The sequence below is a fragment of the Rhizobium grahamii CCGE 502 genome (assembly GCF_000298315.2).
Classification (GTDB): domain Bacteria; phylum Pseudomonadota; class Alphaproteobacteria; order Rhizobiales; family Rhizobiaceae; genus Rhizobium; species Rhizobium grahamii.
In genome coordinates this window covers 82,733-104,561 of record NZ_AEYE02000008.1, presented here as the reverse complement: position 1 = coordinate 104,561, position 21,829 = coordinate 82,733, and the positions used below count along the sequence as shown (strand labels likewise).

General features: G+C 59.9%; 13 protein-coding genes. 7 read left to right on the top strand and 6 right to left on the bottom strand.

The features are described 5' to 3' along the window. Positions 1–95 precede the first annotated feature (95 nt). The 5 genes from RGCCGE502_RS06270 to RGCCGE502_RS06250 all read left to right on the top strand — a co-directional run bounded on the left by RGCCGE502_RS06270 (position 96) and on the right by RGCCGE502_RS06250 (position 7,210). The gene (locus RGCCGE502_RS06270; protein WP_016553327.1) at positions 96–1,367 is read left to right on the top strand and encodes an efflux RND transporter periplasmic adaptor subunit; all 1,272 of its coding nucleotides are present in this window, start codon (positions 96–98) and stop codon (positions 1,365–1,367) included. Continuing rightward, entirely contained in the window at positions 1,364–4,480 is a 3,117-nt protein-coding gene (locus RGCCGE502_RS06265) for an efflux RND transporter permease subunit (protein WP_016553326.1), read from the top strand. Before RGCCGE502_RS06270 ends, RGCCGE502_RS06265 begins: the two co-directional genes overlap by 4 nt. Before the next feature lie 168 nt (positions 4,481–4,648). Continuing rightward, positions 4,649–5,941: an Hsp70 family protein gene (locus tag RGCCGE502_RS06260; RefSeq protein ID WP_016553325.1), complete on the top strand. Its 1,293-nt coding sequence runs from the start codon at positions 4,649–4,651 to the stop codon at positions 5,939–5,941. 59 nt (positions 5,942–6,000) lie between these two features. After that, on the top strand, positions 6,001–6,870 hold the full coding sequence (locus RGCCGE502_RS06255) for a uracil-DNA glycosylase (RefSeq protein ID WP_016553324.1): 870 nt from the start codon (positions 6,001–6,003) through the stop codon (positions 6,868–6,870). Positions 6,871–7,018: 148 nt separating this feature from the next. Beyond that, the gene (locus RGCCGE502_RS06250; RefSeq protein ID WP_016553323.1) at positions 7,019–7,210 is read left to right on the top strand and encodes a hypothetical protein; all 192 of its coding nucleotides are present in this window, start codon (positions 7,019–7,021) and stop codon (positions 7,208–7,210) included. 91 nt (positions 7,211–7,301) lie between these two features. Here RGCCGE502_RS06250 and RGCCGE502_RS06245 read toward each other — a convergent pair whose 3' ends face one another. Both RGCCGE502_RS06245 and RGCCGE502_RS06240 read right to left on the bottom strand, forming a co-directional pair. Further along, the gene (locus tag RGCCGE502_RS06245; protein ID WP_016553322.1) at positions 7,302–8,153 is read right to left on the bottom strand and encodes a hypothetical protein; all 852 of its coding nucleotides are present in this window, start codon (positions 8,151–8,153) and stop codon (positions 7,302–7,304) included. A 201-nt stretch (positions 8,154–8,354) separates the two neighbouring features. Further along, on the bottom strand, positions 8,355–9,284 hold the full coding sequence (locus tag RGCCGE502_RS06240; RefSeq protein ID WP_016553321.1) for a DMT family transporter: 930 nt from the start codon (positions 9,282–9,284) through the stop codon (positions 8,355–8,357). Between the two features lie 348 nt (positions 9,285–9,632). Between RGCCGE502_RS06240 and pepN the strand changes: the two genes are divergently transcribed. Both pepN and RGCCGE502_RS06230 read left to right on the top strand, forming a co-directional pair. After that, positions 9,633–12,281, top strand: coding sequence for an aminopeptidase N (gene pepN / locus RGCCGE502_RS06235; RefSeq protein ID WP_016553320.1), 2,649 nt, complete (start codon positions 9,633–9,635; stop codon positions 12,279–12,281). Between the two features lie 183 nt (positions 12,282–12,464). Then, the gene (locus tag RGCCGE502_RS06230; protein ID WP_016553319.1) at positions 12,465–14,783 is read left to right on the top strand and encodes a PAS domain-containing sensor histidine kinase; all 2,319 of its coding nucleotides are present in this window, start codon (positions 12,465–12,467) and stop codon (positions 14,781–14,783) included. On the opposite strand, the gene RGCCGE502_RS06225 is transcribed toward RGCCGE502_RS06230, so the two are convergent. The 4 genes from RGCCGE502_RS06225 to RGCCGE502_RS06210 all read right to left on the bottom strand — a co-directional run bounded on the left by RGCCGE502_RS06225 (position 14,780) and on the right by RGCCGE502_RS06210 (position 21,660). Continuing rightward, positions 14,780–17,737 carry a bifunctional [glutamine synthetase] adenylyltransferase/[glutamine synthetase]-adenylyl-L-tyrosine phosphorylase gene (locus RGCCGE502_RS06225; protein WP_016553318.1) on the bottom strand — a complete coding sequence of 986 codons (2,958 nt, stop codon included), beginning with the start codon at positions 17,735–17,737 and terminating at the stop codon, positions 14,780–14,782. The genes RGCCGE502_RS06230 and RGCCGE502_RS06225 overlap by 4 nt on opposite strands. Before the next feature lie 136 nt (positions 17,738–17,873). Beyond that, positions 17,874–19,277, bottom strand: a complete 1,404-nt coding sequence (locus RGCCGE502_RS06220; RefSeq protein ID WP_016553317.1) for a sensor histidine kinase — start codon at positions 19,275–19,277, stop codon at positions 17,874–17,876. Further along, positions 19,274–19,951, bottom strand: coding sequence for a response regulator transcription factor (locus tag RGCCGE502_RS06215; protein WP_016553316.1), 678 nt, complete (start codon positions 19,949–19,951; stop codon positions 19,274–19,276). The genes RGCCGE502_RS06220 and RGCCGE502_RS06215 overlap by 4 nt, the downstream gene beginning before the upstream one ends. Positions 19,952–20,097: 146 nt before the next feature. Further along, positions 20,098–21,660, bottom strand: a complete 1,563-nt coding sequence (locus RGCCGE502_RS06210; RefSeq protein ID WP_016553315.1) for a Do family serine endopeptidase — start codon at positions 21,658–21,660, stop codon at positions 20,098–20,100. Positions 21,661–21,829 lie beyond the last annotated feature (169 nt).

Below are 21,829 nucleotides of genomic sequence, written 5' to 3'. Positions count from 1 at the left end.
GGTCGGTTCGGCAATTGTGTCTTTTTTGCGCCGTAATAAGCGTGGTTCAATAGAGCCTCGATTTCCGCGCAATTTGCCCCAACCCGGTCTCGCTTATGAAGAAACTATTTGTCACGGTCTGCATCCTCGCTGCTGCCAGCGTCGGCGCATGGCAATACAGGGAGCGCATCCCTTATCTTTCGCAATTTTTACCCAAGGCCGATACCGCCGATGGTGGTCGCCAAACGACAGGCGATGCATCGCAGAAGTCCGGTGATCAGAAGAACGGCGGCAAAGGCCGCAATCGCAACGGCGGACCAACATTGGTCAAGACGGTCGCAGCGGTGAAGACTACCCTGCCCCGGGACGTAACGGCTTCTGGCTGGGCCGACGCGGATGACAACACGACGATCGCCGCCCAGGAACAGGGCATCGTTACAAAGATCCTCGCGTCGGATGGAGCCACCGTCAAACAGGGAGATCTGATCGTCGAGCTTGATGCCCGCACCGCCCAGGCAACGGTCGACAAGGACAGCGCCATGGTCGTCCGTGACCAGGCAACCCTGGCGGAATCCGAAACCGCGCTGGCACGCGCCAACGACTTGCTGACGTCAAAGGCCGGCACGCAGCAGAGCTATGATCAGGCAAAGGCGGCACGCGACACGGCAGCGGCTACTGTCGAGGCCGACAAAGCAGGACTGGCCGCCGATCAGGTACTGCTGGAGCATACGGATATCCGCGCTCCGTTCGACGGGCGCCTCGGCGATATCTCGGTAAGCCCTGGCGCCTTCGTGAACGCCGGCTCGGCGATCGTAACGATCGCAAAATATGATCCGATCTATGTGAAGTTCCACCTGCAGGAGCGCGACCTCCGGCAACTGAAGCTTGCCCTCGCCGCAGGGCCAGTGGACGTCAGCACAGTTCCCCAGTCCGACAAGGCAAAACCGCGCCAGGGCCATATCAGCTTCTACGACAACACCGTGGATCCGGCATCTGGCACTATCCTTGCCAAGGCAAAGTTCGAGAATGCTTCCGGTGCGCTGTGGCCCGGACAGTCAGTCAACATTGTGGTCCACTTCAACAACAACGAACAGCAGGTCGTAGTCCCGACCGTTGCGGTGAGCCCCGGTGCGGACGGCTTCTTCGCAATTGTCGCCCGCGATGGGAAGGCGCGCGTGACGCCTGTCACCGTGGCGCGTGCAAACGGCGGCTTCACGGCGATCTCGGACGGCCTCTCGGAAGGCGACCACGTCATCATCGAAGGACAGGCGCAGCTCGTCGATCAGCAGCCGGTCAAGGAACAGTTCGACGACAAGGCATTGAACGTTGCCTCCGCGGCCCGAGCCGCAGGCAAGACCGAAATCATCACAGCGGGCATGGAAGAATGATACCGAATTTCTGTATCCGACGTCCTGTCGCAACGACGCTGCTTGCCATCGGCGTCGTGCTTGCCGGCCTTGCCGGCTATCAGCTCGTGCCGGTGGCAGCACTGCCGCAGGTCGATTTCCCGACGATCAATGTGTCGGCCGCGCTGACCGGCGCTTCGCCGCAGACGATGGCGACGTCGGTCGCCACGCCGCTGATCAAGCAGTTCCAGACCATTCCCGGCATCAGCGAGATCAGTGCAACCAACTCGCTCGGCAACACCAGCATCGTTCTGCAGTTCGACCTCAACCGCAGCATCGATGCAGCGGCGGCAGACGTTCAAGCGGCGATCTCGCACGCGACCCGCCAGCTACCGGATAACATGACGACTCCGCCGAGCTATAGGAAAACGAACCCCGCCGACGCGCCGGTCATGTTGCTTGCGGTGCAGAGCGACACCATGCCTCGTAGCAAGCTAGACGAGATCGCCGAGGACATTATCTCCCCGTCCCTTTCGACGCTTCCCGGCGTCGCTGAGGTTTCGGTCTTCGGCGCGCAAACCTACGCGGTGCGAGTTGAAGTCGATCCCAACAAGCTTCTCAACCGCGGCATTGGTATCGATACCGTCAACAAGGCGCTGGTCGCGGCCAACAGTCAGGTTCCTGTCGGCTCTCTGCAAAACGATACACAGAGCATGACGATCAATGCGAATACTCAGCGGACCAATGCCGATGAATTCCGGACACTCGTCATTGCCAACCCGAACGGCGCGCCGATCCACCTCGGCGATGTCGCCGACGTGCAAGACAGCGTCGAGAACCAAAATACCGGCAGCTGGTATGACGGCAACCGCAGCATCATCCTCGCCATTCAGCGCCAGCCCGATGCCAATACCGTGGAGGTCGTTGACGCAATTAGAGCGAAGCTGCCGGGTCTGCACGCAGAGATTCCCGCCTCTGTTTCAACAAAGGTCATGAACGACTCCGCCCAGCCGATCAAAGATGCGATCAGCGACGTGAAGTTCACGCTGATGCTGACGATCGGCCTCGTCGTCCTAGTCATCTACCTCTTCACCGGCCACCTGACGGCGACGATCATTCCCGGCCTTGCCGTGCCGCTATCGCTCATTACCACCTTCGGCATGATGTATGTGCTCGGCTACAGCATCGACAACATTTCGCTGCTCGGATTGACGCTTGCGGTCGGCCTCGTCGTCGATGACGCGATCGTCATGTTGGAAAACATCCTCCGGCACGTCGAGGAAGGCATGCCCGTACTCGACGCGGCGATCAAAGGTGCCGGCGAGGTCAGCTACACCATCATTTCGATGTCGGTGTCTCTGATAGCCGTCTTTATCCCGATCCTGTTGATGGGCGGTGTCGTCGGCCGCATCTTCAACGAGTTCGGCATGGTCGTTGCAATCGCGATTGTCGCCTCTGCAATCGTTTCCCTCACGGTGACGCCGATGCTAGCATCACGGCTAGGCAGCGGCCACGATCGGCCGCCCTTCTTCATCCGCTGGTTCGATGCCGGTTTTGAACGAACCCTCCGAGGGTACGAGCGATCGGTCGGCTGGTGCCTGAAGCATCGTCCAGCCATCCTCGCCCTGTTCGTGGCGTCCATCGGCCTGACCGTTTATCTCTTCATGACGCTGCCATCGAGCTTCTTCCCCACCGAGGACATCGGTCGCCTGAACATCTCGACGCGCGCTCGTCAGGACATCTCCTATCCCGCCATGCAAGCTCTGCAGAACCAGGCGGCAGAACTTGTGAAGCAAAACCCTGCCGTCAACCACGTGATGTCGATCGTCGGCGGCAATGCACGCAGTCCGCTGAACAATGGTACGATGTTTGTCGAGCTCAAAAACAAGGATCAGCGTCCGCCGCTTGACCAAACGTTGCGGGAGTTGCGGACGAGCATCGGCAAGATCCCTGGCCTTCAGGCGTACATAACGCCTCAGCAGAGCCTGCGCTTCGGCGGTCGCCAAACGGCGAGCCAATATCAGCTGGTCGTTCAGGCGCTCAGCGCCGATCAGACGAACGTCTGGGCGAACAAGATCCAGCAGGCAATGCGTGCCGACCCGCGTTTCACCGATGTCGCTTCGGACGCGCAGAACAATGCGCTGCAAGCCAATATCGTTGTCGATACGGAGAAGGCGGCGGCCTACGGCATCACAGACGGACAATTGCGGACGACGCTGCAGGAAGCCTTCGGCGGTTATACCGCTGCACAGATCCAGTCGACCGGCGACAGCTATGATGTGATCGTGGAATACGACACGAGCAAACCGTGGGACGATCAGAAGCTTCAGGAAATCCGCGTTGCCTCCGACAGCGGCGCTCTGGTTCCACTGTCGAACTTCGCGAAGGTGCAGCGCACGACGGGACCGGTGACGATCAACCAGACCGGCCAGCTTGTCTCGACCACCATATCTTTCAACCTGCCGGCCGGCGAAGCGCTGGGCGATGCCACAGCGGCAGTCGATCAGATCAAAAGGGACATCAACATGCCAGCGGACGTCTTCACGTCCTATGGCGGCACCGCGCAGATTTTCCAGCAGTCTCAGGGCAACACTCCACTGCTGATCCTGGCGGCCGTCCTGACGATCTACGTCGTGTTGGGTGTCCTCTACGAGAGTTTCATCCACCCGCTGACAATCCTTTCCGGTCTGCCGGCAGCGGCACTCGGCGCGTTGCTGGCGCTGAAGGTGATGCGCTTCGATCTTTCGATCATCGCGCTCATCGGCCTGCTGATGCTGATCGGCATCGTCAAGAAGAACGCGATCATGATGATCGACGTGGCGCTGGAGAACCTGCGCTCCGGCAACGGCATGTCACCATCGGAGGCGATCCACGAAGCCTGCGTGCGGCGTTTCAGGCCGATCATGATGACGACCTTCTGCGCCCTCCTCGGCGCGCTTCCGATCGCGCTCGGGACAGGCGCAAGTTCGGAACTGCGTCAGCCGCTCGGCATTGCCGTCGTCGGCGGTCTTGTCGTGTCGCAAGCGCTGACGCTCTTCATCACCCCGGTCATCTTCGTCGAAATGGGCAGGCTGAGCGATTGGCTGCTCAGCTTCGGACGCAAGAAGACGACCGAGCACGACGAAGAAATGCCTCAGGCGCTGGCCGCCGAGTAACAGAAATGCGGGCGCCAATGGCGCCCGCAGCATTTTTCGTTTCAAGCCTTGAATAACGACGCCCCCTGTGGCATCACGCGCCTCCTTGAATTCGGGCGCGCCATTTCCGCGCCTTTGCGGAGGCTGGCCTCCGATCTCAAAACACAATCGGCAAGATGAGGTGCGAGCATGGCTCAGGCGCTGGGATTCGACTTCGGCACAACGAACACGGTATTGGCCACGGCCGACGGGCAGACAACACATTCGATGGCCTTCACCAGTGCCGCCGGCAGTGCCGACAGCATGCGCACCGCCCTATCCTTCATGAAGGATCGGCAACTCGGCGCGTCCGCGTTGAAGGTCGAGGCCGGCCACGCCGCCATCCGCCAATTCATCGACAATCCCGGCGATTGCCGCTTTCTACAGTCGATCAAGACCTTCGCGGCAAGCGCTCTCTTCCAGGGCACTCTGATCTATGCGAAACGTCACAGCTTCGAGGATCTGATGGAGGTGTTCATCAGGCGCCTGCGCAACTATGCCGGCGACAACTGGCCGTCCGAGGTCAAACGCATCGTTACCGGTCGTCCCGTGCATTTCGCCGGTGCGAATCCCGATCCTGCGCTGGCGACCGAGCGCTACAACGAGGCCCTATCGCGCTTCGGCTTCCCGGAGGTTCACTACGTGTATGAACCCGTCGCTGCCGCATTCTATTTCGCGCAGAATCTCAAGTCCGACGCCACGGTTCTCGTTGCCGACTTCGGCGGCGGTACGACCGACTATTCTCTTATCCGGTTTGAAACCGTGGCCGGTAAGCTGACCGCCACCCCGATCGGTCATTCGGGTGTCGGGATCGCCGGCGATCATTTCGACTACCGCATGATCGACAACATCGTTGCCCCGCAGATCGGCAAGGGGAGTCATTTCAAAAGCTTCGACAAGATCCTTGAAGTTCCAACCAACTACTATTCAAGCTTCGGCCGCTGGAACCAGCTCTCCATTTTCAAGACATCACGGGAATTCGAGGATCTGAAGAAGCTGGTGCGCACAGCCCTTGAGCCCGAAAAGCTCGAGACCTTCATCGATTTGGTCGACCACGACGAGGGTTATCCGCTCTATCAGGCCGTATCGGCGACGAAGATGGCGCTGTCGGGCGCGGACGAGGCCGCATTTGATTTTGCACCTCTCGGTCGCGGTGGTCACCGGACAATCCGACGGGCTGACTTCGAAAGCTGGATTGCGGATGACCTCGCAAGGATCGAAGCTGCGCTCGATGACGTCCTGGAAAAGACAAACACGACGTCTGATATGATCGATAAGGTGTTCCTCACCGGCGGCACGTCGTTTGTGCCCGCCGTGCGCCGCATCTTCACCGAACGCTTCGACAATGGCCGGATCGAGACCGGCGGCGAGCTTCTGTCCATCGCGCACGGCCTGGCACTGATCGGCGAACGCGAAGACATCATGCAATGGACGGTGCAATAGCTCTGCTTGCGGCCCGCGTGCTCTTTCATTGACACCTTGGCTTCGCTAAGGTTGGCATCATGATCTCCGTCAACGAACTCTCTCCAGGCGAACTCGCGGCGCTCCTGCATTTCCATGCGGAAGCCGGTGTGGAATGGCTGCTCGAGGAGGAAGCTGTCGATCGCTTTGCCGAGTTCGATGCGATGAAGGCGGCACGACGGAACGCAGCCGCCGCCCCACGGTCCGAATCACGGGAGGCCTTGCCGCGTGCAGTTGCTCAAACGGCACAGAAGAGCACCCTCGCTCCAGAGCGCCCCGCGCCGCGGCCGCAACCTTCGATTCCCGACGGCGAGGCCGTGCAGCAGGCACGCTTTGCGGCTGAGAGCGCCCGCTCGCTGCCGGAGCTGAAAACGGCAATCGAGGCATTCAACGGTTGCAATCTCAAGCACAGCGCCCGCTCGACGATCTTCGCCAGCGGAGACGCGACAAGTGGGATCATGGTGATCGGTTCGGCACCTGGAGCCGACGATGACCGTGAAGGTCAACCCTTCGCCGGTCGACCGGGGCAACTGCTGGACAAAATGCTCGCGGCGATCGGCTTGCAGCGTGATGCCATCTTGCTGACGCAAGTTATTCCTTGGCGCCCGCCGGGCAATCGCATTGCGTCCACCGCTGAGATGGATATCTGCCGTCCGTTCATCGAGCGGCAAATTGCGCTTGCCGCACCGAAGGCAATTCTCGTGCTTGGCAATTTTGCAGCGCGGGTGTTTTTCGGCGAGAGCGACACGATTCACGGGCTGCGCGGACAATGGCGGGAGATCGCGGCCGAAAACCGCACTATCCCTGCGATCGCTACGTTGCATCCGCAGGATCTACTGACGGCACCGGTCAACAAGCGCTTGGCCTGGAACGATCTTTTAGCTTTTCAAGCGAAGCTTGCCGAACTCTAATATGCTTTCAAAATAGGCAAATCTAAATCTTTTATGAATAACCCATGCGATTTTCACATACCTGTTGTTCATTCTAATCCATTGAAAAGCTCATGCTGCAGTGCAATATTTCAGTGTGTCTTGGGAGGAATCAACAGGAACCAAGGCAATGACTACACGTTTTCGTCCTATCCACTGTGGGTTTGAAACCCTTCGCCTTGCCACCGAGCAGGGCCGCACAACGCAAAGCTACAGCCGCATCGGCTTTGCCACGAACGAGCAAATGGTTGCTCGCGGCACTGGTGCGAGCGGACGCATCGCCCGTCCCGCCGCGATCTTTGCGGATTTTCAGCAGTACTAAGGTCGAGGCTGGCATCTGCTGGCCTCGTGCCCTGCTGTCTGACGACGAAGCTTTTCGTTAGCCCTTCGCAGCAGGTTGCGACTTATTGTGTCTACTGCGTCGCCCAATGGAACGCCTCATCGACATACGCGAACTTGATGGCCTGCCACTGGCTGTACTGCTCCAGGAACGAGCGCGAGATCCAAAGCACGGGCTTTTTGCCGCCAGCCTCCCATCCGAGGCATCCCTGCTGTGCTGCCTTGACAAGAAGTCGCTGCAGGTGTGTGCGCGAGATCAGAAAATCGGCTGCCAGGGCGCGGCTGTCAACATGACCAACGACCAAACGCTCCGTATCATTTCCCGCCAGATCGACACGTGAAATAAAGTGGTCGACGATCAGCCCGCCAGCATCGTTCCACAAGAAAAGCGCCACATGCTCCGCGGGCTCCCTCCATCGCGGATCCTGAAGGCAGTTGCGCGCGATCCGCGGCTGAAGAATCCGAATCAATTCCGGACGGGCTTCAACATGCGCCACCCGGCTCCCACCATCGAGCAGATCAAGCCCCCCCAGGTTCGATAGCAGCCACCCAAACATTGCCTGATGACTGATTTCCGCCGGCTCGAACTGGCGGGGCCGCCGTCGCTCCGCACCAGGCTCGTAGGCGATGAAGCGGTACGTGAAGAGTTCGTCGATGAAGCTCAATACAGTGTTGCGGCTCGCTACCTTGCGGGAGGTGATCTCGCGCGTCAGCCGGACAGCGGTAAAGCCAGACGTCGAGTCCGCAGGATCTCGCTCCATTGCAAGGGCGTAAGCAGTTTGCGTCAGCAACCAGCGCTGCTGGGACGCGAGCAGTCGCGCCACTCGCGGACCGGCGTCGAACATGCCGCGCATGCGCCCCGCGTGAAAGCGGATGGCGTCAATGAATTTCGGGTTCGCGACCAAGTCTTCTGCACTGAAAGGCATTTCTCTCCCGACGCATGCTCATTCGACGTCGTCACTGCTCAGGACAAGGCGGGACGGTCAATTCGTAACATGCGCATTCGCGAATAAATGAAGCTTCGTCAAGTTCATAACGCACGATAAGCGTTCGAATAGCGTTCGAATTTCTCGCGCATTGCGAGAAAATCTCAGCTCGGCGGCCGCAATGTTGAGACGAAGCTGTCCTCATGAACCGGCTTGCCGCGCCGCCCGTCGCTCCAGATTTAGCTGGTGTTCGCGGTAGATGATGAATATCCCCGCAGCGACGACAATCGCCGTGCCAAGCAGCGTGGCGCCACTCGGCACATCACCAAAGACAAAATAGGCAACAACGCCGCCGATGACGATTGATGTGTACTCGAATGGCGCAACCGTCGAGACGTCCGCATGCCGATAGCTCTCAGTCAGCAGGATCTGCGCTACACCACCGCAAAAGCCGGCCGCAACGAGAAACAATTGCGGCTTCATATCAAGAACCTGCCAGCCGAACGGAACCGTTACGAGTGAGAATACCGTGGCTGTGATCGAAAAATAGAGAACAATTGTTGCCGTTTTTTCTTCCTCGACCAATCGCCGCACCTGAATCATCGCCATGCCGCCGAGTACCGAGGCCAGCAGAACGGTGATCGCCCCGATCGCCTGTTCGGCGTGAATGCCCCCCTCGCGAAAGAGCGTGAGCTTCGGCCAAGATATGATGGCCACGCCCACCATACCGAAAAGCACTGCGCTCCAGCGGTAGATTCGCACAGTCTCCCCGAGAAACAGCGCCGCAAAAATCACCGCGACAAGCGGCATTGCGTAGCCGAGTGCAATGGCTTCCGGCAGTGGCAAGTGCAACAGCCCGTAGAAGCCTAGCCCCATCGATATGATGCCGAGCGTTCCCCGCTTCAAATGTCCGATAGGATTGGCCGTGTAGAACGCCGACCGCAACTGCCCTTGATAGGCGAGGTATCCCATGATCGGAAACAGCGCGAAAAACGAACGGCAGAAGGTCACCTGCCCCGGCTGGATGTCGCTGCCTGCAAGCTTGATGAAGGTCTGCATTGCCAGAAAGACGATGACCGAACCGACCTTGAACGCAATGCCCCTCATCGGGTTTCCGATAGCCGATCGCATGTCTTGAACTCTTGGATTGCTATTTTGATGCAGGAGGACGCGCCAGACTCGACGCACCGAGACTGTGACAGCCGTCGCATTGAATGAACAGACAGAAAATTGGAAAACTTGCGAACCTCCCATGAAGCAATGCCCTGCGACGCCGCGCTCGCACCCGTAGTGACCTCAAAATCCCGTTTGTCGATTCACCCAAATATAGCCGGCTCCAGGGCTTTCAAATCTTCCTTTGCCGCGATTTCGCTTTAAGTTTGGTTCAGACTTTAATGTAATCATGCCCGTCAAAATTTGTGGCGGAGTACTTACTCTGCATACGAAGCACTCACCCGCTCAAGGCCTTCAGGGAACACCATGCGTACAGATACCGGCCAGGTCATCAATCTGGCAGACTACCAGCCCACCGACTTCGTTCTGGAACGCGTGGATCTTACCTTCGAACTCGATCCCACTGAAACCAAGGTTGAGGCGCGACTAATTTTCCATCGCCGAGAAGGCGTCGATCCCAAGGCGCCGCTCGTACTCGACGGTGATGAGTTGACGCTCTCCGGGCTGCTGTTCGACCAGATGGAAATGCCGGCAGATCAATACACCGTCACGCCTGAAAGTCTGACCGTCCGCGCCCTGCCGGCATCCGAGCCCTTTGAACTGACGATCACCACGATCATCAACCCCGAGGCCAATACCCAACTGATGGGTCTCTATCGCACCGGCGGTATCTATTGCACCCAGTGCGAAGCCGAAGGGTTCCGGCGCATCACCTATTTTCCCGACCGCCCCGACGTTCTCGCGCCGTACACCGTCAACATCATTGCCGACAAGGCCGCCAATCCGCTGCTGCTGTCGAACGGCAATTTCCTCGGTGGCGCCGGCTATGGCGAAGGTAAGCATTTTGCCGCCTGGTTCGATCCGCACCCCAAGCCAAGCTATCTATTCGCACTGGTCGCTGGCGATCTCGGCGTCATCGAAGACACGTTCACGACGGTGTCCGGCCGCGAGGTAGCCCTGAAAATCTATGTCGAGCACGGCAAGGAGCCACGCGCCGCCTACGCGATGGACGCGTTGAAGCGCTCTATGAAGTGGGACGAGGAGGTCTTCGGACGCGAATATGATCTCGACATCTTCATGATCGTCGCCGTCTCCGATTTCAACATGGGCGCCATGGAGAACAAAGGTCTCAATGTCTTCAACGACAAGTACGTCCTGGCCGATCCGGAAACGGCCACCGACGGGGACTATGCCAACATCGAAGCGATCATCGCCCACGAATATTTCCACAACTGGACGGGCAACCGCATCACCTGCCGCGACTGGTTCCAGCTGTGCCTGAAGGAAGGACTGACCGTCTATCGCGATCACGAATTCTCGGCCGATCAGCGCTCACGCCCCGTCAAGCGCATCGCGGAGGTCCGCCACCTGAAGTCCGAGCAGTTCCCGGAGGATGCGGGTCCGCTCGCTCATCCGGTGCGGCCCACGAAGTATCGCGAGATCAACAACTTCTACACTACCACTGTTTACGAGAAGGGTAGCGAAGTCACGCGCATGATCGCGACGCTGCTGGGCAGGGACACCTTCAAGCAGGGTATGGACCTCTATTTCGACCGGCACGACGGCCAAGCCGTGACGATCGAGGACTTCGTCAAGTGCTTCGAGGACGCCAGCGGGCGCGACCTCACGCAGTTCTCGCTCTGGTACCATCAGGCCGGCACGCCGCTGGTCACGGCGTCGGGCGCCTATGATGCGGTCGCGAAGACTTTCAGCCTTTCGCTGGAGCAGATGATCCCGGCGACGCCCGGTCAGTCTGACAAGAAGCCGATGCACATCCCCTTGAGCTTGCAGCTCTTCGCTGAGGACGGAGCGGCGATCACGCCGACTTCCGTTGACGGTGCGGAATATACCGGCAGCGTCCTGCATCTCACAGAGCGTACGCAAACGGCAGTATTCCACGGCACCAAGACGCGGCCTGTAGTCTCGATCAATCGCAGCTTCTCGGCGCCTATCAATCTCCATTTCGATCAGTCGCCTGCCGATCTGGCGCTGCTTGCCCGCTACGAGACGGACCATTTCTCGCGCTGGCAGGCCCTGACTGGCCTTGCCCTTCCGAACCTCCTCAACGCCGCACGTGATGCCCGAGAAGGAAAGTCAGTCAGTTCCGAAACAACCTTCATCGACACGCTCGTTGCCGCAGCCGCCGACGAAAGCCTTGAGCCGGCCTTCCGCGCCCAAGCCTTGGCCCTGCCGAGCGAAGCCGATATCGCCCGCGAGCTTGGGGGCAACAACGATCCAGATGCGATCCATGCCGGGCGCCAGGCGGTGATGAAGCAAGTCGCTGACGCCGGACGTGATACGTTCCTCGCGCTCTATGACTCCATGACAACGCCGGGTGCCTTCAGCCCGGACGCGACCAGTGCCGGTCGCCGCGCTTTGCGCAACGCCGCGCTGACCTACCTGTCATATGCCGAAAGCTCGCCGGCACGCGCGAAGACTGCTTTCGATGCTGCCAACAACATGACGGATCTGTTACATGCATTGACGCTTCTTGCGCATCGCTTCCCGGACAGCCCGGAAGCTGCCGAAGCGCTGTCGGCCTTCAAGGATCGTTTTTCAGAGAACGCACTGGTCGTCGACAAGTGGTTTTCTGTCCAGGCCACCATACCGGGTGCCGACACGCTCGACCGGGTGCAAAAGCTGACGGAGAACCCGCTGTTCAAGAGGACCAATCCCAACCGCGTCCGCTCGCTGATCGGCACCTTTGCTTTTGCCAATCCAACCGGCTTTGGCCGGGCCGACGGCGAAGGCTACGCCTTCCTAGCCCGTGAGATCCTCGACATCGACCGGCGCAACCCTCAGTTGGCGGCCCGCATCCTGACATCGATGCGGTCCTGGCGCTCTCTGGAGCCAGTTCGACAGGACCACGCCCGCGCCGCCCTGTTGGAAATTGAACGGACCGCGGAGCTCTCGACCGACGTTCGCGACATCGTCGAGCGCACCCTCAAGGGATGATTTGCCGTCGGATTGCCGCTGCGACGCTCGCAGCGGCAATCCGGCCGCTATAGAAAATTCAGCATCTTGAATCAGTTAACAAATTTTTACCTTTTCCTCTGGACAAGGCGAATCACCAGTGATTCATTGAGTTAGTTCCAGCGAGCGGCGCTGCGAATCACACGAGGGATCAAGGCTGAAGAGATGATGAACGTGCGGCGGGCAACCGCAGCCGAGGGACGGCTGCGTGTCGATTTCGACGGCCTCCTGGCCTGGCGGGACAGCTTTTCAGCTCGACGCTCCACCGTTTCTTCCTCGTCCTCGCGCAACCTGTCACAGGTCGAAATCGTCCTGAAGCGAATTATTCCGATCCTGATCGTAGCCTTCCTTACGGTTGTAGCGGCATCGCACTTCTTCGGAATGGTTTCCGAATACGGCCGCACGGAAGCCGCCGCCCGCCATTCCACAGCGCTTGCCGCCGCAACCGCTGCTGCGGCTTTCGCCGACGCCAACCAGATATTCGAGACTGCGGATGTGATGCAGGCCCAGGCGCGCCTAGCACGGTTCCTGCCGCAGGACCGGCTGGACGACGACGCCTTCGTGCTGCTGGTTCAGCCAAGCGGCAAGGTGTTTGCGGCAACCGCCGCCGGCTCGGCTTACCTCGGTGCCAGCGTCGGTGATTTCTTCGCCGAAGTCTCGGCAGTTCGCCGGTTCGGCGATCGCGCCGGCGTCATCGAGACAACGATCAGCGGGCTTCCGCACTATGCGGAAATCACCCTCATCGGAAACTCCGGCGGATATGTCATAGCGGCGACGTCCCTTGAACGGATCAGCCAGCTTTGGAGAGATGAGGTTACGCTCAATGTAACTCTATTTGCTGGCATCTCGTCGATTCTGCTCGTCATTCTCTACGCCTACTACATGCAGGTGAAGCGCGCCCGCGACGCCGACGACATTTTTCTGGAGTCGAACCTCCGCGTCGAGACCGCACTGTCTCGCGGCCGCTGCGGGCTTTGGGACTTCGATTTCGACCGCCGCGAGTTCTACTGGTCGCGCTCGATGTACGAGATGCTTGGCCTTTCCGGCTCCGACCGAACAATGTGCTTCAGCGATGCAGCCCGTCTGATGCACCCGGATGACGGCGGCGTCTACGAAATCGCCCGGTCGATTGTCCGCGGCGATGCCGGTCAGGTCGACCAGATCTTTCGCATGCGCCACGCCGGCGGTCATTACGTCTGGATGCGCGCCCGCGCCCAAGTGATCCGCACGAATTCCGGCCGCGTCCACATGATCGGCATTGCGATGGACGTGACCGAGCAGCATCGTCTCGCGCAGCGTTATGCCGAGGCCGATCAGCGGCTGGCGGACGCCATCGAGTGCACATCGGAAGCTTTCGTTCTCTGGGACAAGAACGACCGCCTCGTGATGTGCAACGCGCACTTCCAGCAGGCCTATGGCCTCCCCGATAGCGTCCTGGTTCCCGGCACCGAGCGCAGCGTCGTCAACGCCGCCGCCGCGCGTCCCGTGATCGAACGCCGGATCGCCGATGCGGATGGCTCCGGCTACTCGCGGACGACCGAGGTGCAGCTTGCCGACGAACGCTGGCTGCAGATCAACGAGCGCCGTACGCGCGACGGCGGCATGGTTTCGGTCGGCACCGATATCACGCTGTTGAAGCGCAATCAGGAACGCCTGCGCGATTCCGAACGCCGGCTCATGGCAACGATCGGTGACCTCTCCTCGTCCCGCCAGACTCTGGAAAGTCAGAAAGCAGCGCTCTCTGTCGCGAACTCCAACTATCTGGTCGAGAAGGAACGCGCCGAAGCGGCCAACCGGGCAAAGAGCGAGTTCCTGGCAAACATGTCCCACGAACTTCGCACGCCGCTCAACGCCATCCTCGGCTTCTCGGAGATACTTCAAGACCAGATGTTCGGCCCGCTCGGCTCATCGAAGTACAATGAGTATGCCCGCGACATCCACGACAGCGGCAAGCATCTTCTCAACGTCATCAGCGATATTCTCGACATGTCGAAGATCGAAGCCGGTCATATGAAGCTCGAGTGTGAAACGATCGATCTTGCGCCGCTGATCGAGGAAAGCCTTCGTTTCACGGCAATCCCTGCCGCACAGAAGAACATCTTCGTGGAACAACGCATTTGTGATGGCATGCGCCTGACCGCCGATCGCCGCGCAATGAAGCAGATCCTGCTTAACCTGCTTTCCAACGCAGTGAAGTTCACCAACGAAGGCGGTCGCATCGCCGTGCGGACGCGCCGCACCAACAGCGGTGTCATGCTGACCATCGCAGACACCGGCATCGGCATCCCCCGCGCCGCACTCGGCAAGATCGGCCAGCCTTTCGAGCAGGTGCAAAACCAGTACGCGAAGAGCAAAGGCGGCTCTGGCCTCGGCCTTGCGATCTCGCGGTCGCTGACGACGCTGCACGGGGGCAAGATGAAAATTCGGTCGCGCGAAGCGATCGGCACCGTCATTTCGCTGCACATCCCGAACGACGCCCGCTAAGACTTCACCACCGTCTGGAATATCTTCCTGACGGCTTTCGAGAGCCGTTTGATCTCTCCCTCCAGCGTCTTGATATCAGGGCAATCGCCGGCCCGGGCAACAAGATCAATGAGGCCGGCCGGTGCCTCCTTCGGGTCGAACAGGCCGTCGATGCAGAGCCGAATGAGCTGTGAAATATCGGTGTAGAGCGAAAGCGCCGCCAGGCAGAGTTCCATTTCGCCGCGGTCCATCAGTTCCGCGCCGATAAGCTTCACCTGTCCCGCGGTATTGAAATCATCGTCCTCAATAGCGATGCCTTTGGTGGAGGCCATCAGCCGCAGATATTGCGCGATGAATTCGATGTCGATCAGTCCGCCCGGGATAAGCTTCAGATCCCAGATGCTCGCCGGCGGCTTTTCCTGCTCGATCAGGGCCCGCATCTCGGACACATCCTTGGCAATCTTCTCCGCGTCGGCCTTCGAAAGGAGCACCTCAGCGATGATCCGTTCGGCCTCCTTGATCAATTCTTTGTCGCCGCACACAAGGCGGGCCCGCGTCAACGCCATGTGCTCCCAGGTCCAGGCTTCCTCACGCTGATACTTCTCGAAGGAATTGATGCGTGTGGCGACCGGCCCCTTGTTTCCCGAAGGTCTGAGGCGCATGTCGACCTCATAGAGCACGCCCTCGGCCATCGGCGCCGAGAGCGCCGAGATCAGCCGCTGAGTCACGCGGGTAAAATAGCGTGTCGCGTCGAGCGGCTTGGGACCGGAGGATTCAGCGGCCTCGTCGTCGTAGTCGTAGAGCAGGATGATATCGATGTCGGAACCGGCAGTGAGTTCGAAGCTGCCGAGCTTCCCCATGCCGACGACAGCCACGCGGCCACCCGGGAAATCTCCGTGGGCCGCCCGGATCTCCTTCATGACGGCATCGAGCGCAGCCTCGATGACGAGGTCGGCCAAATGCGTGAAGGCGCGGCCGGCCATGGCGCCCCGGATCGCACCGGTTAGCAGCCGGATGCCTATGAGAAAACGCTGTTCGTCGGCGAAGATGCGCAGCCGATCGAGCACCTCTTCATAGTATCGCGCAGGCGCGAGGAAACTGCGGATGCGTTCGGCAAGGTAGGCGCGCGTCGGCAGTTCCGCCATCAGACCGGGATCGAGCATACCGTCGAAGACATGCGGCTTGGCGGCAATCACTTCCGCCAGCTTCGGAGCCGAGGACATGATGTTGACGATGAGCGACAACAGCGCCGGATTGCTGCCGAGAAGGGAAAACAGCTGAATGCCTGCGGGTAGGCCCGAGAGAAAGCTGTCGAAGCGCAGGATCGCCTCATCGGCGCGTTTACTTTCGCCGAATACGCGGAGCAATTGCGGCGTTAGTTCCGTCAACCGTTCGCGCGCCTCCACGGACTGCGTCGCCTTGTAGCGACCGTAGTGCCATGTGCGGATGACCCGAGAGATGTCGGAGGGCCGTTCGAAGCCTAGATTGCGCAGTGTCTTCAGCGTATCGGGATCATCGCCCTGGCCGGTGAAAACCAGATTGCCGGTTTCCGTGGAAAGCTTGGTCTCCTGTTCGAACAAGCGCGCATAACGCCGCTCGACCGTCCTGAAGACCTCAACCAAGCGGGCGGCGAAACTCGGCGTATCGTCGAACCCCATCATGAAGGCGATGCGCTTCAGATCAGTCTCGCTCTCAGGGAGGAGATGCGTTTGTTCGTCGTGCACCATCTGAATCCGATGCTCAACGTCACGGAGGAACCAATAGGCCTCTGTCAGTTCATCGCGCGTGTCCTCATCAATCCATTTCGCCTTTGTCAACTCAGCAAGCGTCTCTTCGGTGCCGCGGCAACGCAGCGCCGCCATCCGGCCACCGGCGATCAGCTGTTGCGTCTGCGCGAAAAACTCGATCTCGCGGATGCCGCCGCGGCCGAGCTTCACATTGTGCCCCTTCACCGCTATCGCGCCATGCCCCTTGTGAGCATGAATCTGCCGCTTGATGGAGTGAATGTCGGCGATTGCCGCGTAGTCGAGATATTTGCGAAAGACGAACGGAACCAACCCGCGTAGAAACTGCTCGCCCGCGTGGATATCGCCTGCCACGGCGCGCGCCTTGATGAAAGCGGCACGCTCCCAGTTCTGCCCCCTGCCCTCGTAGTAAATCATCGCCGCGTCGACTGGGATCGCAAGCGGCGTCGAGCCTGGATCAGGCCGCAGTCGCAGGTCGGTACGGAAGACGTATCCATCCGCTGTGCGCTCTTGCATGATCCTTACCAGCCGTCGCATCAATCGCGGGAAGATCTCGATCGCGTCGTCGGGATCCGGGACGATCCCTGCCTGTTCGTCGAAGAACACGACCAGATCGATATCGGAGGAGTAGTTGAGCTCCGAGGCTCCAAGCTTGCCCATGCCAAGGACGATTACCCCTGACCCCTCACTCGGAGCGGCGACATTCTTAAGCGTGACCTTGCGGCTTTCGTGAGCCGCGAGCAGGAGGTGGTCGATCGCCGCGGCAACGGACGCCTCTGCAAGCCGACTCAGCCACGCGGTGGTCACCCGACCGTCGAATATCCGGGCGAGATCCACGAGGGCGACAAGAAAAGCGACCTTGCGTTTGATGACCCGCAAACGGCTCATCACGTCGGCTTCGGTCGGCAACTCACCAGTTGCTCCCGGCTTCCAGCAGGCCCTCGCTTCAGCGATCAGCGCTTCGATCTGCGGTTCCAGAGGTTCCGAGATCGCGGCGGAAAGGATCGCGGTGTCGATATTCGCAATGTCACGCAGATAGGGAGACAGGGTGAGCGCGGCTGTGATGAAGTCGCGAAGGGCGCTGTCCGCTTTAAGGATCTCGGCCACGCTGGGCTCGCTTTTGCCGATCCGTTGGAGATCAGCCTGCGCGAGCTTAAGTTCGCTCTTGTTCAGCGGCTTCAAGAGCCCTTGGGAGACATCAACGAGGCTATGCTTGGAACTCGTCAGCATGCACCCTCCTGGCGACCAGATCGGAAAAACGCCGGGGAGAATCACAGCAACTTCCGGCAATTACGATCTAAGGTAGGGCCTGCGGAGGCGATGGCCAACACCGAATTCGATCCGCAGCGGTCGTGCTCCGGTGATGTTACTTCGCTGGAAAGATCATGCTGACAGTGAGACCTCGCCTCTCCTGATTTTGCGGATCGGTATCGGACAGTTCCAGCTTCCCGCCGTGCAACTCCATAACAGCTTCGACCAGGGAGAGGCCGAGGCCGGTGCCGGGCTTGGAGCGGCTCTCATCCAGCCGCACGAAGCGCTTCAGCACATCTTCCCGTTTTTCCGCGGGAATGCCTGAGCCACGATCGGCGACGGAAAGGCAGACGCCGTCGCTACGGCGGAGTAGCTTCAGCGTGATATCGCCATGGCCCTCCGCGTCCGAGGAATACTTGATGGCATTGTCGATCAGATTGAAGATCGCTTGACCAATCAGTTCGCGGTTACCCTGTACCTCGATATCGGTCTCGATCGATGACGTCAGTGCCAGCCCCGCCTCGTCGGCGACCGGTTCGTAAAGTTCGGCGCTATCTGAAACGATGGCCGAGAGGTCAACCGGCGACATTTCAGCGGCGACAGAACCGGCTTCGACGCGCGAAATCATCAGCAGGGCATTGAAGGTGCGGATCAACTGGTCGGACTCGGAGATGATCCCCTCAAGCGCGACACGTCGAACCTCGCCGTCCGTGGTGTCCAGCGCATCGGCAGCCTTATTGCGCAGCCGGGTCAGCGGCGTCTTCAGATCGTGCGCAATATTGTCGGATACCTGCCGTAAGCCTTCGTTCAGCTTCTCGATCCGCCCAAGCATCGCATTGAGCGAGGCCGACAGGCGATCGAACTCGTCGCCGGAGCCGCCGACGGGAAGACGCTGCGAGAGATCGCCGGCCATGATCTTCTTGCTCGCATCGGACATGCGGTCGATCCGCTTCAGGGCGTTTCGCCCGATACCGAACCAGATGATGATGGCGCCGAGGCCCATGATCGCCAGCGCGATCATCAACGCCTGCCGCACCAGTCCGCGGAAGGCCTCCGGCTCGCCGAGGTCGCGGCCGATCAGCAGCCGCAATCCATTGTCCAGCACGAAGATGTTGGCGACTGCCATGTGTCGTCGGCTGAGACCGCTCTCGGCGTAGCGCTGGTACATGAAGGGCAAGGATGTCCACCCCTCCTCATCCAGCACGCCAGGCTGCACGGATGCGACGTTGCCGGCGAGGATATCTCCGGAAGGGCCGGCGATGATGTAGAGATTGGCGCCCGGCTGGCGGGCACGGCGTTCCATCGTCCGCAGGAGGAGGTTCATGCCGCCGGCGTCATAGGCCCGCTTCACCTGATCGACTTCCTGCTGAACTGCTTCGCGGATCTGGTTCGTCAGAAGCCGCTCGGACATTGCCGTGACATAGAAGACCAGCGTCGCGGCGCAGATGGCGAAAAGCAGGATATAGAGTGCCGAAAGGCGGACTGCCGTGGACTTGAAGAGAAACCAGAAACGGTTCATCCCTCGTCCTTGATCATATACCCCGCGCCGCGAATGGTCTTGAGAAGCGGCTGGCTAAAGTCCTTCTCGATCTTCGACCGCAGCCGCGAGACGTGGACGTCGATGACGTTGGTCTGCGGATCGAAGTGATAATCCCAGACGTTCTCGAGAAGCATCGTGCGAGTGACGACCTGGCCGGCGTTCTTCATCAGATATTCGAGAAGACGAAACTCGCGCGGCTGCAGCGGTATTTCCTTGCCGCCGCGGCGAACCTCATGCGCAAGTCTGTCGAGCTCAAGGTCGCCCACACGATAGACGACGTCCTGGTCCGGCGTGCCCTTGCGGCGGCCGAGCACCTCGACACGGGCGAGAAGCTCACTGAACGCGTAGGGCTTTGGCAGATAGTCATCGCCACCTGCCCTGAGGCCGGTCACACGGTCGTCGACCTGACCGAGAGCGGAGAGAATGAGAACGGGCGTATGGATACCCTTGCGGCGCAATTCGCTGATGACGGAGAGACCGTCCCGACGCGGCAGCATGCGATCGATGACGATCACATCGTAGGTGTTTTCCGAGCCCATGAAGAGCCCGCTTTCGCCATCGCTTGCGTGATCGGCCACGATGCCAGCCTCACGAAACGCCTTGGTGAGATAGACCGCTGCTTCCAGGTCGTCTTCTATGATCAGAATCTTCATGCGGCCGACATTACCCGCCGGTTGCGTTTCGGCAAGGCTCAAAGCTTCGTCCTGTCGTACAGAGGTCATTGCAATCATCCCAGGGATATTGGCGAAAGGAGCCGCGCCCAGAAGGCGCGGCTCCCACTCTGTCAGGGTTGGGAGGATTAACCCTGGCCGTTGATCGGAAGGGCGACGAAGCGGCTGCCGTCCTTCGACTGGATCTGGAAGAGCGCACGAGTGCGGCCATCCTTCTTTGCCTGGTTCAGGACCTTGACGACATCGTCGGCATTCGAGACTTCCTGGTTGTTGACCGAGGTGATCTTCTCGCCTTCCTTGATGCCCTTGTCGGCAGCGTCGGAGTCCGGATCGATACCGGTGATCTGCAGACCCTTGCCGTCTTCGGCAGGACCAACCGTCAGGCCGAGATCAGCGAGCGCCTTTTCCGAAGCCGGAGCCTGGCTTTCCGGTGCCTGATCGCCGTCATCAGCGGAAGCATCCTTCTGTTCAGCAGGCAGGGTTCCGAGTTCGACCGTCAGGGACTGCGCCTTGCCGGAGCGCCAGACGGAGAGTTCGACCTTCTTGCCGGGCGTCATCGCGCCGATGCGGCGGCTGAGATCACGGGCATCCTTGATGGTTTCGCCGTTAACCGCAGTCACGACGTCACCTGCTTTCATGCCAGCCTTCTCGCCAGGAGTACCCGCCTGAGCGGAAACGACCAGCGCACCATTCGCCTCGGAAAGGCCGAGCGAGTCAGCGATGTCCTTGGTCACCGGCTGGATCTGCACGCCGAGGTAGCCACGGGATACCTGGCCGTCCTTCATCAGGTCAGCAACGACATCCTTGGCTGTGGAAGCCGGGATGGCAAACGCAATACCTACACTGCCACCGGACGGAGAGAAGATCGCGGTGTTGATGCCGACGACTTCGCCGTTGAGATTGAAGGTCGGGCCACCGGAGTTACCGCGGTTCACCGCAGCGTCAACCTGCAGATAATCATCATACGGACCGGAGCCGATGTCGCGGCCACGGGCCGAAACGATACCAGCGGTCACCGTACCACCGAGACCAAACGGGTTACCGACCGCGACAACCCAGTCGCCGACGCGAACGCCATTGTCATCCGCCCAGTTGACGTAAGTGAACTTTCGGCCCTTGCCATCGACCTTGAGGACGGCGAGGTCAGTACGCGGATCCTTGCCGATCAACTTGGCATCGAGCTCAGTGCCGTCCTTCATCACTGCAACGAATGCGGCGCCGTCGGAAACGACGTGGTTGTTGGTAACGATGTAACCATCCTCAGAGATGAAGAAGCCGGAGCCCTGTGCGACCGGGCGCAGACGACCCTTGCCATCCTGCGGGCCATGATGGCCCTGCGGACCGCGGCGACCCTGCTGGCCCTGCTCACCGAACTGGCGGAAGAACGGCTTCAGAGCATCCGGAAGATCATCGAAGCCTCGGCCGTTGAAATCGAACGCGAAGCCATTGGCGTCATCATCGGACACCGGGTTGACACGGTTTTCAACACGCACGGAAACAACTGCCGGCGAAACGGCATCGACGACGTTCGCGAAGCTCGGAACGGACGGCGCCTGAACCTTTACGGCTTCTGCATAAGAACGTGTGATTTCGAGGGGAATACCGGTCGCAAGCACCGCAGCGGCAAGACCCGCGACGGTCGAAGCCTTCAGCGCGGTATTGAGCGACGGAGCTTTGATATTCTTGAACATGAGTGGCACCTTCTTTGACTTCAACATCTACAGGATCGTTAGTGATCGGATCGGTTGATGACCAAAGATATAGGACGACACACCTTACTGCGAACTGTCCGAGCGATGAAAAATTCGTAATGTGCAACAGAGGCGCTGCGATCGGAAGCAGCACTCTCGCCCTCGACTA

Coding starts and splice junctions, on each gene's coding strand:
- RGCCGE502_RS06245 (WP_016553322.1), bottom strand. CDS start 8,153: ATGCCTTTCAGTGCAGAAGACTTGGTCGCGAACCCGAAATTCATTGAC.
- RGCCGE502_RS06215 (WP_016553316.1), bottom strand. CDS start 19,951: ATGAAGATTCTGATCATAGAAGACGACCTGGAAGCAGCGGTCTATCTC.
- RGCCGE502_RS06210 (WP_016553315.1), bottom strand. CDS start 21,660: ATGTTCAAGAATATCAAAGCTCCGTCGCTCAATACCGCGCTGAAGGCT.
- RGCCGE502_RS06270 (WP_016553327.1), top strand. CDS start 96: ATGAAGAAACTATTTGTCACGGTCTGCATCCTCGCTGCTGCCAGCGTC.
- RGCCGE502_RS06240 (WP_016553321.1), bottom strand. CDS start 9,284: ATGCGATCGGCTATCGGAAACCCGATGAGGGGCATTGCGTTCAAGGTC.
- RGCCGE502_RS06250 (WP_016553323.1), top strand. CDS start 7,019: ATGACTACACGTTTTCGTCCTATCCACTGTGGGTTTGAAACCCTTCGC.
- RGCCGE502_RS06265 (WP_016553326.1), top strand. CDS start 1,364: ATGATACCGAATTTCTGTATCCGACGTCCTGTCGCAACGACGCTGCTT.
- pepN (WP_016553320.1), top strand. CDS start 9,633: ATGCGTACAGATACCGGCCAGGTCATCAATCTGGCAGACTACCAGCCC.
- RGCCGE502_RS06260 (WP_016553325.1), top strand. CDS start 4,649: ATGGCTCAGGCGCTGGGATTCGACTTCGGCACAACGAACACGGTATTG.
- RGCCGE502_RS06230 (WP_016553319.1), top strand. CDS start 12,465: ATGATGAACGTGCGGCGGGCAACCGCAGCCGAGGGACGGCTGCGTGTC.
- RGCCGE502_RS06255 (WP_016553324.1), top strand. CDS start 6,001: ATGATCTCCGTCAACGAACTCTCTCCAGGCGAACTCGCGGCGCTCCTG.
- RGCCGE502_RS06225 (WP_016553318.1), bottom strand. CDS start 17,737: ATGCTGACGAGTTCCAAGCATAGCCTCGTTGATGTCTCCCAAGGGCTC.
- RGCCGE502_RS06220 (WP_016553317.1), bottom strand. CDS start 19,277: ATGAACCGTTTCTGGTTTCTCTTCAAGTCCACGGCAGTCCGCCTTTCG.